This window comes from Qipengyuania aestuarii (assembly GCF_019711535.1).
Classification (GTDB): Bacteria; Pseudomonadota; Alphaproteobacteria; order Sphingomonadales; family Sphingomonadaceae; genus Qipengyuania; species Qipengyuania aestuarii.
The window spans coordinates 235,011-246,438 of record NZ_JAIGNP010000003.1 but is presented as its reverse complement, the minus strand read 5'-3'; the positions used below and the strand labels follow the sequence as shown (position 1 = coordinate 246,438).

The window sequence follows — 11,428 nt, the reverse complement described above, 5'->3', positions numbered from 1 at the left end:
GCATGAGCCACGATAGATCGGGCAAGGAGCCCGAAAGCGTCGAGGATGTGATCGGCGAACTCGACGATCTGGCGGCCAAGGGCGACAGCGTCCGCGTGGCCGATGTCCTCGATGATTTCGGCAAGCGCAGCTTCGGCCCATTCATCATGCTTCCGGCATTGCTCGAACTCACGCCCGTTGGGGCGATCCCCGGCGTTCCCACCTTCCTCGCCAGCGTCATTGCGCTTGTTGCGGTGCAGTTGCTGCTGGGCAAGGATCACGTCTGGATGCCGCGCTTCATCCAGAACCGGGCCGTGGAATCGAAGAAGCTTCACAAGGCCATCACGAAGCTGCGTGGGACCGCACGCTGGCTGGATGATCATAGCCGCGACCGGCTCGAACCGCTCACCAAAGGTATCTGGATCAGGCTGGCCGCACTCGCCGTCATTATCCTGTGCATCACCGTTCCGCCGCTTGAAGTCCTGCCCTTTGCCAGTTCGGCGCCCATGCTTGCCATCGCCACGATCGGGCTTGCACTGATCGTGCGCGACGGGCTGGTCATGCTGGCTGCACTGCTGCTGGCTGTGGCCGCGGTGGGCGGCGGCACCTACTATTATTATACGTCGGATGACGATGGCGAGAGTGGCGGCGGCATGGCGTTGAAGGAGCCATACGATTACTCCCCGCTTGCCAGGCGATCAGCGTAATCGGAAATAAGCGCAAATCGCAGACCTGCTAAACTTGCCATTCAGCCCCGCGCGCCTACATTCCATCCCATAGGAAAGGATTGCCCTGCAATGCGCGACGACAACGACAATTCGAACCCGGAACCGGAAGGCAATGGTCCCAACCCATGGATCAAGAGCTTGCTGGTATGGGGCGGAATTTTCCTCGGCCTGCTGCTGGTCGTTTCCATGTATGGCGGGGGCAGCTCTGCCTCCGGCACGCAATTGCTCTATTCGGACTTCAAGGAGAAGGTCGCCGAAGGATCGATCAAGTCGGTGGAGATCGCCAATGATCGCATCACGGGCCTGACCACCAGCGGCGAAGCTTTCAACACCGTTCCCGTGCCGGACGACACCACGCTGACCCCGCTCCTTGAAGAGAACGGCGTCGAGTTCTCTGGCAAGGAAGCGGATAGCGGCAACCTGCTGATCTATGCGCTCATCAACATTCTGCCGTTCCTGCTGATCCTCGGTATTGCGTTCTTCGCCTTGCGCCAGGTGCAGAAGGGCGGCGGCGCTGGCGGGGCGATGGGCTTCGGCAAATCCAAGGCCAAGCTGCTGACCGAGAAACAGGGACGGGTGACCTTCGCCGATGTCGCCGGGATCGACGAAGCGCGCGAAGAGCTGGAAGAGATCGTTGAATTCCTGAAAGATCCCAGCCGCTTTTCGAAGCTGGGTGGCCAGATTCCCAAGGGCGCTCTGCTGGTCGGGTCGCCGGGTACCGGTAAGACGCTGCTCGCACGCGCCATCGCGGGTGAGGCGGGCGTGCCCTTCTTCACGATCTCAGGCTCTGACTTCGTTGAAATGTTCGTCGGCGTCGGCGCCAGCCGCGTGCGCGACATGTTCGAACAGGCCAAGAAGAACGCACCCTGCATTCTCTTCATCGACGAAATCGATGCGGTTGGCCGCAGCCGCGGCCACGGTCTGGGCAATTCGAATGACGAGCGCGAGCAGACGCTGAACCAGCTTTTGGTCGAAATGGACGGCTTCGAAGCCAATGAAGGCATCATCATCATCGCGGCGACGAACCGCCCCGATGTGCTCGACCCCGCATTGCTTCGTCCGGGCCGCTTCGACCGTCAGGTCGTCGTGCCCGTGCCGGATATCGAAGGCCGCGAGAAGATCCTCGCCGTGCATATGAAGAAGCTGCCGCTGGCACCCGATGTCAATCCGCGCACCATCGCGCGCGGTACTCCCGGCTTCTCGGGCGCCGATCTGGCAAACCTCTGCAACGAGGCAGCTTTGCTGGCTGCGCGCCGCAACAAGCGGCTTGTCGCTATGCAGGAATTCGAAGACGCCAAGGACAAGGTCATGATGGGCGCGGAACGCCGTTCGATGGTCATGACCGAAGACGAGAAGAAGATGACTGCCTATCACGAGGCGGGCCATGCCCTTGTCAGCCTCAACGAACCGGCATCCGATCCCATCCACAAGGCCACCATCATCCCGCGTGGTCGTGCGCTGGGCATGGTGATGCGCCTGCCGGAACGCGACAGCTATTCCTACCACCGCGACAAGATGCATGCGAACCTTGCCGTGGCCATGGGCGGCCGCGTGGCCGAGGAAATCATCTTCGGGCACGACAAGGTTTCGAGCGGTGCGTCGGGCGATATCCAGTATGCGACCGACCTTGCCCGCAATATGGTCACCAAGTGGGGCATGAGCGACAAGCTCGGACCGCTCCAGTACGAACAGAGCCAGGAAGGCTATCTGGGAATGGGCCAGACTGCGCGCACCATGTCGGGCGGCGAGACCAACAAGCTGATCGATGAAGAGATCAAGCGGCTGGTCGAGGAAGGTCTGGCCCGTGCCAAGGACGTGCTGACCGATCAGGAAGACAAGCTACACCTGTTGGCCCAGGCCATGCTCGAATATGAAACGCTGACCGGCGACGAGATCGATCAGCTCATGAAGAATGGCAAGATCGATCGCCCGAACGAACCGAAGGGGCCGGTATCGGTCTCCCAGCCTGGCGGAAGCACGGTTCCAAAGGCCGGAAAGAAGTTCGGCGGCACAGGCGAAGGGGCTCCCGCAGGCGCCTGAACGCCAGCGCTGAAGAAATCAGGGCGCCGCACGGGAAACCGTCGGCGCCCTTTTTGCGTTGTCCACCCATACCCAGAGGCGCCGAACGCGCCACTTCATGAGGATACGACTATGAAACGCCTGATTGCCACTGCACTTGCCGCTGCCACGCTGACCGGCCTTGCTGCCTGTTCCGAACAGACCCAGGCCGATGCGTCCAAGACCGCGGAACTTGCCGGTGACGATATCGAGGCCAATGCCGCCGTAGTGGGCGAAGTGATCGAAGACGGCACGAAAAAGGCTGCCGGCGCAGTCAGCGAGGGAGCCGCCAATCTCGAGCGCAATATCGAGGAAGGCGACAAGGAAACTCCCGGCCCGGCACCCATTCTGGGCGACGAACTGAACCGTGATCAGGCAGACGCTGAGAGTTAAGTCAGAACGCGCCGATCACCAGCAGCAAGTTCAGAAACAGGATGGCCACGATGTTGATGAAGATCAGCAACACGGCAAGCCGCCAGAACGCGGAAAAACGCGAAAGCGAATAAGCGCCGCGCAACTGCTTGTAGATGTGAATAGGCGGAACGAAGGTAAACAGGGTCGCCCGGATCCATCCGGGCGCACCTGCCTTTATCAGCAGCGACAGCACGATGAAGAACAGCGACATGAACGCGATCGAATAGGTCACGAAGATCGCGTGGTCGTAGGCGCGATAGCCCGGCTTCCATAGAAACAGCAGCCATACGAACGGTATCGAGATAGGGATCAGCAACCAGCTGAATTTGTAGCCGTTCGCCTGCAGCTTGTAGAGCATCAGGCCGGGATTGCTGTTCCATTTCTCGATCACCTTGTCGATGAAGGCGATGTCGGTCTTGATGTCGGTGACGCTGGTGTTCACTTTCACGATGTCGCGTTCACGCAGATCGTGAAATTCGGCGAGGTTGCGCTCGGTGGTGGCGAGTTCATCTTCGAGTTCGGCCCGCTCTTCCTCGGCGGAAGCTATGTCCTCCTCCAATCCAGCAAGTTCCGCCTCGCTGGCCGTCGACCTTTCCTCGGTAAGTTCTGCCAGCTCCGCAGATGTCTCCGACAACCTGATCCGCATGTCGTCGCGATCGCTCGCCATCCTCTCCTCGATCTCACCAAAGGTATTGGCGATGCTCGCATCGGTCAGAATATTCGTCGGGGCCGTAAGTCCGACCACCTGGAACACCGCGAACATGAGGAAGACCGTGAAGAGGAACAAAGCCATCGGCGACACGAACCGCGCCCGTTCGCCTTCGATATAGCGCCGCGTAAGCTCCCCGGGTTTAAGCGCGAGCTTGGGCAGCGTCTTCCAGGTCTTGCCTTCGAAATGCAGCGCGCCATGGAGGAGATCGTGCATGAATGCGCCGATCGTGCGGTGGAGATGCGCTTTCTGGCCGCAGCTGTGGCAGTGCGAACCGATCAGCTCGGTGCCGCAATTGAGGCACGCTCCTTCGGCGAAATGCCCGTCTTCAAGATGTTCGTCGCGTGTCCGGTCGTCGATCGCCTTGGCGAAAAGTCCGCCTTCCACTGCCGTGCCCAACGCATCACCAAAATCGCTCATCGAGACCCCCTTGCGACTTGAATGCCCTTAATGGAACTGCCGCTCAAGACCAATTATTCTGCTTATCTCTTGCAGTTCCATTCGCGGCTTGCGAATAATAAGGTGATGGATACCATCGGTCCTTCCGCAGAATTTGTCGGCTTTGGCGTTGTTGCCGCAGTCTTCGGCCTTTTCGCGCTGATCGAATTCGTGTCGCCAAAGCGCACGCCGTTGCGGGGACGGCGCTGGGTAACCAATCTTCTGCTATTCGGGATCGATACGCTGTTGGTCCGCCTGGCGGTGCCACTGTTGATGGTGGGCACGGCCGCACTGGCGGCAGAAAGGGGATGGGGTCTTTTCAACTGGGTACCTCTTCCGCCATGGGCCGGTGTCATCACTGCGATCGTCGCGCTCGATCTGGCGCTTTATCTTCAGCACTGGGCAACCCACCGGGTGCCGCTCCTGTGGCGCTTGCACAAGGTCCATCATGCGGACCCGTCGTTCGACGTCACCACCGCAGCACGCTTTCACCCGCTGGAAATCGGGCTCAGCATGCTGTTCAAGATGGCGGTCGTCGCAATGCTGGGTCTGCCGGTGCTCGGGGTGTTCCTGTTCGAAGTGGTGTTCAACATCGCCACGCTCTTCACCCACGCCAATTTCTCGCTCCCCGGGGGCGTAGAGCGACCTTTCCGATCAGTGCTCGTCACGCCCGACATGCACAGGATCCACCATTCGTCCTTCCGCCGCGAGACCGACAGCAATTACGGGACGCTACTGTCAGGCTGGGACAGGCTTTTCGGCACCTACGTCGGCGATGCTGCCAAAGGGCAGGACGGGATCGAGATCGGGCTGCAGGCCTATCAGGACGAACGCCCCCACCGGCTGGGCTGGAGCCTGCTGCTGCCGTTCAGGGATTAGGACGCCTCGGCTTGATCGCGGAACATAAATAGAACGCAGACGTTAGTACGGCAAAGGAGACATGCATCATGACTGCTACCATGCCGAACGAACACCCCAAGTCCGATCCCGTACCGAACGCCGAAAAAGATCCCGAGAACTGGGCTACCGGGGATGAGCGTATGACCGGCGCGCAGGCCAGCTACCTAAAGACCCTGTCGGAAGAGGCCGGCGATCCCGAAGCCTATGACCCCGAACTGACCAAGGCCGAAGCGTCCCAGCGTATCGACCAGCTGCAAGCGAAGACCGGCCGGGGCCAGTGAAGCACCCGCAACGAAAAAGGCCGCCCCATCGGGAGCGGCCTTTTTCTTGATTGCAGTGCTGTAAAGATCAGCCTTCGTAATCGGACCCGATCGAGGTCGAGCGGGCCGGCGCGGATGCTGTGATCCGCAGAGCTTCGGCCGACTGGCTGAGCGAGCCGACTTCATCCATCTCGTCATCGTCATCCGGCAGGATTTTCTGCAGATTGGTGACGGCTGCTTCCTGCAAGTCCTTCGGCTTCACCGTCTGCTCGGCGATCTCGCGCAAGGCAACGACCGGATTCTTGTCACGGTCGCGTTCGAGAGTGATCTCCGCACCGCCGGAAATCTCGCGAGCCCGCTGGGCAGCCAGCAGGACGAGATCGAAACGGTTGGGGACCTTGTCTACACAATCTTCGACGGTAACGCGCGCCATGGGCACTCCGATGCAATTAATTCGAGAATCTCGGAAAGCGCGTCAGATACGGATCGAGGGCGATCAAGTCAAGGATTTGCGCCATGTGCCGGGCACGCTAAGGCTTGCAGCACATGGCAGATACAGCAACCGCAGCCCAGCCCACGCATTTTCGCGACCCGCCGCCGTTCGCGGTGCGCGCGCAGGGGCAGTCCCTCACTTTCTATCCTGCGGGAAAAGATCGCCGCCAGGCGCTTATGGATCTGGTTCGCTCGGCCAAGACCACGCTCGACGTCTGCTTCTACATCTTTGCCGAAGACAGTGTCTCCGTGGAGTTGAGAGACGCCCTTTGCGACGCAGCGAAACGGGGCGTGAAGGTCACGCTGATCATCGACCGCTTCGGCGCATCGGCAAGCGATGAATTCCTCCAGCCTTTCGTTGAAAGCGGCGGTACATATCTGTGCTTCAGCCCCCGGTGGTCGATGCGCTACCTCATCCGCAATCATCAGAAGATGGTCATCGCCGACAACAAACGCGCCATGTTCGGCGGCTTCAACATCGAAGACGATTATTTCGCGCCGCCGGAAAGAAACGGCTGGAACGACATCGGCATCCGCATCGAAGGCGACGCGGTCCAGGGGCTGAGCGACTGGTTCGGCCGTCTGCACGACTGGACGGACGATGATGACGCCCATTTCAGGGAGATCAAGAAGACCGTCAGCGACTGGGAGTGGACGTCGCAGGATGGCCATGCCCGATGGCTGGTCGGCGGGCCGACCCGAGGCCTCTCTACCTGGGCGCGGTGCGTGACGCAGGATTTGAAGGAGGGCGAGAAGCTCGACATCTTCATGGCCTACTTCTCACCCCCCTATACGCTGCTCAAACGGATCGCGCGCGTGGCGAAGAAGGGACAGACGCGGTTGCTGATGGCCGCCAAGAGCGACAATGGCGCGACGATCGGCGCGACCCGTTCGCTCTATTCTTATTTGCTCAAGCGCGGCGCGAAGATCTGGGAATTCTCTCCGTGCAAGCTCCACACCAAGCTACTCGTCCTCGATGACGCGGTTTACGTGGGCAGTGCCAATTTCGACATGCGCAGTCTCTATCTCAATCTGGAGATCATGCTGCGGATCGAGGATAAGGCACTTGCCGAACGGATGCGCGACTTTGTGACCGAGCATATCGAGGCTTCGGAGCATATTACGCCCGAACTGCATAAGAAGCGTGCAACCATCTGGAACAGGATCCGCTGGTGGGCCGGCTGGGTGCTCGTCTCGGTGATCGATTATACTGTCGCGCGGCGAACCAATCTGGGCTTCTGATACCGACAAGGAACATTCGCCCCATCAAAGGCGTAGGCTGCGAAAAGGAGATTTCGATGAGGACCGCCATTCTTGTTGCTGCACTCCTGGGCGTGAGCGCCTGTGCAGAGCCGATCGAAGACCGCGAACCAGCGGATACCGAACCGTTGGCTCCGGCTACAAATGTTCCGGCGATAACGCCAAGGGTCGCGCTGGTGCCCGGCGTGATTGACGATAATCTGCGACGCGAACGCAATCTCATGGGCGAACTGGGCTGTGTCTTCCGCCGCGGTCAGGAAACCCTGTTCGCGGCCGTCGCCAATTCGGCAAATATCGAAAGCGCAGAAGGGCTTGTCGTCATTGATGGGCAGCCCATCGAAGTCGAGATGGACGGGTCCGGCGGATACAACTCGCTCCAGTCCGCCGCCAGCTTCACCGGGGACAATGGCATCGAAGTCGAGATTGCCGTTTCCGAAGAAGCCGAAATCCGCGAAACACCCGCCCCGGCAACCGGGCCCGCGCCGATGGAGGCGACCATGACGCTATCGCGCGATGGACAGCAGGTTTCCGTGGAAGGCCGCTACGAATGCGGACCGCAGCCGGACGCCTGAGTTACTCGTAATCATCCTCGTATCCGCCGCGCATTTCCGGCGAGGTGAACTTGGTGAACTCGCTCTGGAACAGCAGCGGGACATTGCCCGTCGAACCATGACGTTGCTTGGCCACGATCAGGGTCGCGCGGTTGACCAGTTCAAGATGGCGGGCCTCCCAATCCGCATATTTCATGCGGACTTCCTCGCTGCTGGTTTCGTCCGGCGTGTCGGGTTTCAGGGCGTTGTGATAATATTCGCCGCGGAAGATGAACCAGACCATGTCGGCGTCCTGCTCGATCGAGCCGGATTCGCGCAGGTCGGAAAGCTGCGGGCGCTTGTCCTCGCGCTGTTCCACGGCACGGCTTAGCTGTGACAGCGCGATGACCGGAACATGGAGTTCCTTGGCCAGGGTCTTGAGACCGCGGCTGATTTCCGAGATTTCGTTGACGCGGTTGTCGTTTGCGCGGCCCGAGCCCTGTAGCAGTTGAAGATAGTCGACGATGACCAGCCCGATGTCATGGCGGCGCTTCAGCCGCCGCGCACGGGTGCGCAGTGCGCCGATGGTGAGGCCGGGCGTGTCGTCGATATAGAGTGGTAGTTCGTTCAATTCCTGGCTGGCGAAAGAAAGCCGCTGGAACTCCTCTTTGCTCAAGCGGCCCGAACGCAGCTTTTCCGAGGAAATTTCCGCCGTTTCGGCCAAGATACGCGTGGCCAGCTGGTCCGCGCTCATTTCCAGGCTGAAGAAGGCAGTCGCCGCGCCAGGGCTCTCGCCGGTTTCGATGCCGAGCTTGTGATCGTCCATTAGCCGGCGCGCCGCGTTGAAGGCGATGTTGGTAGCCAGCGAGGTCTTGCCCATGCCGGGACGCCCGGCGAGGATGATGAGGTCGGAATTGTGGAGGCCGCTGGTCTTGTCGTTGACCGTTTCGAGGCCCGTCGTCTTGCCTGAAAACTTGCCGCCCGAATTGATCGCCGCTTCGACCATCTTCAATGCGCCCAGCGCGGCGGTGCGGAAGTCCTGCGCCTCGCTGCCAGTCGTGGCACCTTCGGCGACCTTGTAGAGATCGGCTTCGGCCTTGCTGATCTGGTCCATCGGCGCGACTTCTTCCGATGTGTCGAGCGCGCTTTCGACCAGATTGCGGCCCACGGTGACCAGTTCGCGCAGCAGTGCGAGATCGTAGATCTGTTCGGCCAGCTTGCCGGTCGCGAGCAAGCCCTGCCCATCGGCGGTCAGCTGGGCGAGATAGGTCACGCCGCCCAGTTGCTTCAGTGCCTCGTCGCTTTCGAAATAGGGCTTCAGCGTCACCGGCGTGGCGACCGAATTGCGGTCGATCAGCTTGTGGACACGGTCGTAGATGCGCTGGTGGACCGGTTCGTAGAAATGATGCGGCTGCAGCGGCGTATTGAGCTCCTGCACCACCTGATTGTCGATCAGCACTGCGCCCAGAAAGGCGGCTTCGGCCTCCACATTGCTGGGCAGGGTTTGGCCCTGTTTCTGGTTTTCTGCAGTCGAATCAGTCGCTGGGAAGAGAAGGTCAATGTCGGCCATGGCGGGGTTATGGAGCAAATTGCCTGGCGATTGAACCGCCGCCGAAAGACCCGATGCGGACAGCCCTGTGGAAGGATGAGCCAAAGTTCGACCTTGCCCCGCTTGACCGCAGTTGCGAAAGCAGGCTGGCATCATGAGCGATTCAACCACCCCTGCCGGCGACCAGCGTATCGCGAAGATCGACCTCGACGAGGAAACGATCATCTGGCGCAATGCCGATATCGAGCAGGAACGGCGCATCGCCATCTTCGATCTGATCGAGGAAAACAGCTTCAAGCCCGTGCGCGCTGCCGAGCGGGGGGCGACCGGGCCTTACCACCTGACACTGGCGGTGCGCGATGGGCGTCTGCTGATGACGATCGCCGATGCGGACGACCAGCTGGTGGAAGAACTGCTCCTGGGCCTCGCCCGGTTCCGCCGCCCGATCCGCGAATATTTCGCCATTTGCGACAGCTATTATCAGGCAATCCGCAAGGCCACGGCGGGAGAGATCGAGACGATCGACATGGCGCGGCGCGGCGTCCACAACCGAGCGGCCGAACTTCTGCTGGAGCGGCTGGAAGGCAAGGTCGAGACCGATTTCGCCACGGCCCGCCGCCTGTTTACGCTCATCTGCGTTCTGCACATCAAGGGCTGACCGGACATGGTGAAGCGCAAGACGGGCCGGATCGGCCTCCTGTTCAAGCTGCTCCTCGTCCTCGCGCTGATCGGCGCTGGCGCGTGGCTGTATCTGCAGCACGAGCGCAGCGGCTGGCGCCCCACCGACGAGGAATATCCAGACCAGGGCGCCTTGGTCGGCGAGGATGACGGCGCGGTCGATTTCAAAGTGCTGAAAGGGCTCGGCGCCAGCTTCGTCTATCTCGAAGCCAGTCGCGGGGCGCGCGGCAAGGATGCCAATTTCTCCCGCAATCTGGCCGCAGCGCGCGAAGCCGGGCTGCAGGTGGGCGCGGTGCATCTGTTCGATCCGTGCGAAACCGCCGACGGGCAATCCGCCAATTACGTGACCATCGTCCCGCGCGATGCGGACCTTTTGCCGCCCACCATCCGCCTGTCGCGCCTGGCGGACGATTGCCACGAACGGGTTTCGGATGCCGCAGTGCAGAGCGAATTGCTGACTCTCGTCAACCAGATCGAAGCGCACACCGAAGCGCCGGTCGTACTGTCTCCGAGCGCGCGCTTCGAGGATCGCTATCGGCCCGCCCGGAGGCTGGAGCGGTCGCTGTGGCTGGACGGGGATGGGGAAGAGCCGGTCTATGCCGGCAGGCCGTGGACGGTCTGGACCGCAAATTCCGTCTATGCGAGCCCTGCGGCCGAGAAGCCCTTGCGCTGGCTGGTCGTGCGCCCATAGAGGCGGTCCATGACTGAAGACGATCTGATCGCCGCCGCCCGCGAGGCCGCCGAAAATTCCTATTCGCCCTATTCGGATTTCGCAGTGGGCAGCGCGCTGCTCTTTGCAGACGGCAGCGTGGTGACCGGCACCAATATCGAGAATGCGAGCTATGGCCTCGCGCTGTGTGCTGAAACGGTGGCGATCTCGAAAGCCATGGCCGATGGTGCGCGCGGCGGATTGGAAGCGGTGGCCGTGACCGGTCCACTGGACAAAGGAGGCGGCGCTCCGATCACGCCATGTGGCCGTTGCCGGCAGGTGCTGAATGAACTGGCGCAGCTTGGCGGGACGGATCCGCTCATCCTGTGCGTCGGTGCGGAGGAAACGCGGAGGGTGAAGCTCAGCGAATTGCTCCCCCACGCGTTCGGCCCGGCGAGCCTGGACTAACGGCTCCTTTACCATCCACGTTTAGGATGGCGGCAGCGCATCGGGCGCCCGGAGATACACCATGAAATTCGTCCATCTTGAATCGCGCGGCGGCAATTACATGGTTGTCGCCAGCAACGTCGCCTGGCTCCGGATCGGGGAGAACGGGCAGACGTTGGTCGGGATCGTCGGCGGCCAGCCCTTGCTGGTGACCGGAACTCCCGAAAGCGTGGCGGCCAAGCTCATGGCCGACACCGGCGCCTAATATTTCGCCTTTCCTTTTCAGCACTCCAGGACAGCTCATCGCGCTGGCCCTTGCCGACCTGCCTCGCTAGGG

Annotated in this window: 14 protein-coding genes; 11 read left to right on the top strand and 3 right to left on the bottom strand. The window is 61.1% G+C overall.

Going from position 1 to position 11,428, the window contains the following annotated elements; translation table 11 throughout:
* The first annotated feature begins 2 nt into the window (after positions 1-2).
* The 3 genes from K3175_RS10940 (at position 3) to K3175_RS10930 (ending at position 3,158) form a co-directional block, all read left to right on the top strand.
* Positions 3-686, top strand: a complete 684-nt coding sequence (locus K3175_RS10940) for an exopolysaccharide biosynthesis protein (RefSeq protein WP_221543423.1) — start codon at positions 3-5, stop codon at positions 684-686.
* 90 nt (positions 687-776) lie between these two features.
* The gene (gene ftsH, locus K3175_RS10935; protein ID WP_221543422.1) at positions 777-2,747 is read left to right on the top strand and encodes an ATP-dependent zinc metalloprotease FtsH; all 1,971 of its coding nucleotides are present in this window, start codon (positions 777-779) and stop codon (positions 2,745-2,747) included.
* A 111-nt stretch (positions 2,748-2,858) separates the two neighbouring features.
* On the top strand, positions 2,859-3,158 hold the full coding sequence (locus tag K3175_RS10930; protein WP_221543421.1) for a hypothetical protein: 300 nt from the start codon (positions 2,859-2,861) through the stop codon (positions 3,156-3,158).
* Between the two features lies 1 nt (position 3,159).
* Here the strand turns inward: K3175_RS10930 and K3175_RS10925 are convergent, their stop codons facing one another.
* Positions 3,160-4,308, bottom strand: coding sequence for a DUF3667 domain-containing protein (locus K3175_RS10925; protein ID WP_221543420.1), 1,149 nt, complete (start codon positions 4,306-4,308; stop codon positions 3,160-3,162).
* Positions 4,309-4,338: 30 nt separating this feature from the next.
* Between K3175_RS10925 and K3175_RS10920 the strand changes: the two genes are divergently transcribed.
* Both K3175_RS10920 and K3175_RS10915 read left to right on the top strand, forming a co-directional pair.
* Positions 4,339-5,205 (top strand): sterol desaturase family protein, encoded by an 867-nt coding sequence (locus K3175_RS10920; protein WP_247710867.1) that lies wholly within the window; start codon positions 4,339-4,341, stop codon positions 5,203-5,205.
* A 68-nt stretch (positions 5,206-5,273) separates the two neighbouring features.
* Positions 5,274-5,507, top strand: coding sequence for a DUF3072 domain-containing protein (locus K3175_RS10915; protein ID WP_221543419.1), 234 nt, complete (start codon positions 5,274-5,276; stop codon positions 5,505-5,507).
* A gap of 67 nt (positions 5,508-5,574) precedes the next feature.
* Here the strand turns inward: K3175_RS10915 and rpoZ are convergent, their stop codons facing one another.
* Entirely contained in the window at positions 5,575-5,919 is a 345-nt protein-coding gene (rpoZ, locus tag K3175_RS10910) for a DNA-directed RNA polymerase subunit omega (RefSeq protein ID WP_221543418.1), read from the bottom strand.
* A 113-nt stretch (positions 5,920-6,032) separates the two neighbouring features.
* Here rpoZ and K3175_RS10905 point away from each other — a divergent pair, with 113 nt between their 5' ends.
* Together K3175_RS10905 and K3175_RS10900 are read left to right on the top strand one after the other, a co-directional pair.
* Positions 6,033-7,220, top strand: coding sequence for a phospholipase D-like domain-containing protein (locus K3175_RS10905; protein ID WP_221543417.1), 1,188 nt, complete (start codon positions 6,033-6,035; stop codon positions 7,218-7,220).
* Positions 7,221-7,276: 56 nt separating this feature from the next.
* Positions 7,277-7,810 (top strand): hypothetical protein, encoded by a 534-nt coding sequence (locus K3175_RS10900; protein WP_221543416.1) that lies wholly within the window; start codon positions 7,277-7,279, stop codon positions 7,808-7,810.
* Position 7,811: 1 nt separating this feature from the next.
* Here K3175_RS10900 and K3175_RS10895 read toward each other — a convergent pair whose 3' ends face one another.
* Positions 7,812-9,338: a replicative DNA helicase gene (locus tag K3175_RS10895; RefSeq protein ID WP_221543415.1), complete on the bottom strand. Its 1,527-nt coding sequence runs from the start codon at positions 9,336-9,338 to the stop codon at positions 7,812-7,814.
* Positions 9,339-9,471: 133 nt separating this feature from the next.
* Here K3175_RS10895 and K3175_RS10890 point away from each other — a divergent pair, with 133 nt between their 5' ends.
* The 4 genes from K3175_RS10890 to K3175_RS10875 all read left to right on the top strand — a co-directional run bounded on the left by K3175_RS10890 (position 9,472) and on the right by K3175_RS10875 (position 11,356).
* Positions 9,472-9,975 carry a UPF0262 family protein gene (locus tag K3175_RS10890; protein ID WP_221543414.1) on the top strand — a complete coding sequence of 168 codons (504 nt, stop codon included), beginning with the start codon at positions 9,472-9,474 and terminating at the stop codon, positions 9,973-9,975.
* A 6-nt stretch (positions 9,976-9,981) separates the two neighbouring features.
* Positions 9,982-10,686, top strand: coding sequence for a glycoside hydrolase family 25 protein (locus K3175_RS10885; protein WP_221543413.1), 705 nt, complete (start codon positions 9,982-9,984; stop codon positions 10,684-10,686).
* 9 nt (positions 10,687-10,695) lie between these two features.
* Entirely contained in the window at positions 10,696-11,112 is a 417-nt protein-coding gene (locus K3175_RS10880; RefSeq protein ID WP_221543412.1) for a cytidine deaminase, read from the top strand.
* Positions 11,113-11,173: 61 nt separating this feature from the next.
* A complete protein-coding gene (locus tag K3175_RS10875) occupies positions 11,174-11,356 on the top strand; it encodes a hypothetical protein (protein WP_221543411.1) in 183 nt (60 codons plus the stop codon).
* Positions 11,357-11,428 lie beyond the last annotated feature (72 nt).

Coding starts and splice junctions, on each gene's coding strand:
- K3175_RS10890 (WP_221543414.1), top strand. CDS start 9,472: ATGAGCGATTCAACCACCCCTGCCGGCGACCAGCGTATCGCGAAGATC.
- K3175_RS10920 (WP_247710867.1), top strand. CDS start 4,339: ATGGAACTGCCGCTCAAGACCAATTATTCTGCTTATCTCTTGCAGTTC.
- K3175_RS10925 (WP_221543420.1), bottom strand. CDS start 4,308: ATGAGCGATTTTGGTGATGCGTTGGGCACGGCAGTGGAAGGCGGACTT.
- rpoZ (WP_221543418.1), bottom strand. CDS start 5,919: ATGGCGCGCGTTACCGTCGAAGATTGTGTAGACAAGGTCCCCAACCGT.
- K3175_RS10880 (WP_221543412.1), top strand. CDS start 10,696: ATGACTGAAGACGATCTGATCGCCGCCGCCCGCGAGGCCGCCGAAAAT.
- K3175_RS10915 (WP_221543419.1), top strand. CDS start 5,274: ATGACTGCTACCATGCCGAACGAACACCCCAAGTCCGATCCCGTACCG.
- K3175_RS10875 (WP_221543411.1), top strand. CDS start 11,174: ATGAAATTCGTCCATCTTGAATCGCGCGGCGGCAATTACATGGTTGTC.
- K3175_RS10895 (WP_221543415.1), bottom strand. CDS start 9,338: ATGGCCGACATTGACCTTCTCTTCCCAGCGACTGATTCGACTGCAGAA.
- K3175_RS10885 (WP_221543413.1), top strand. CDS start 9,982: ATGGTGAAGCGCAAGACGGGCCGGATCGGCCTCCTGTTCAAGCTGCTC.
- K3175_RS10900 (WP_221543416.1), top strand. CDS start 7,277: ATGAGGACCGCCATTCTTGTTGCTGCACTCCTGGGCGTGAGCGCCTGT.
- K3175_RS10905 (WP_221543417.1), top strand. CDS start 6,033: ATGGCAGATACAGCAACCGCAGCCCAGCCCACGCATTTTCGCGACCCG.
- K3175_RS10930 (WP_221543421.1), top strand. CDS start 2,859: ATGAAACGCCTGATTGCCACTGCACTTGCCGCTGCCACGCTGACCGGC.
- K3175_RS10940 (WP_221543423.1), top strand. CDS start 3: ATGAGCCACGATAGATCGGGCAAGGAGCCCGAAAGCGTCGAGGATGTG.
- ftsH (WP_221543422.1), top strand. CDS start 777: ATGCGCGACGACAACGACAATTCGAACCCGGAACCGGAAGGCAATGGT.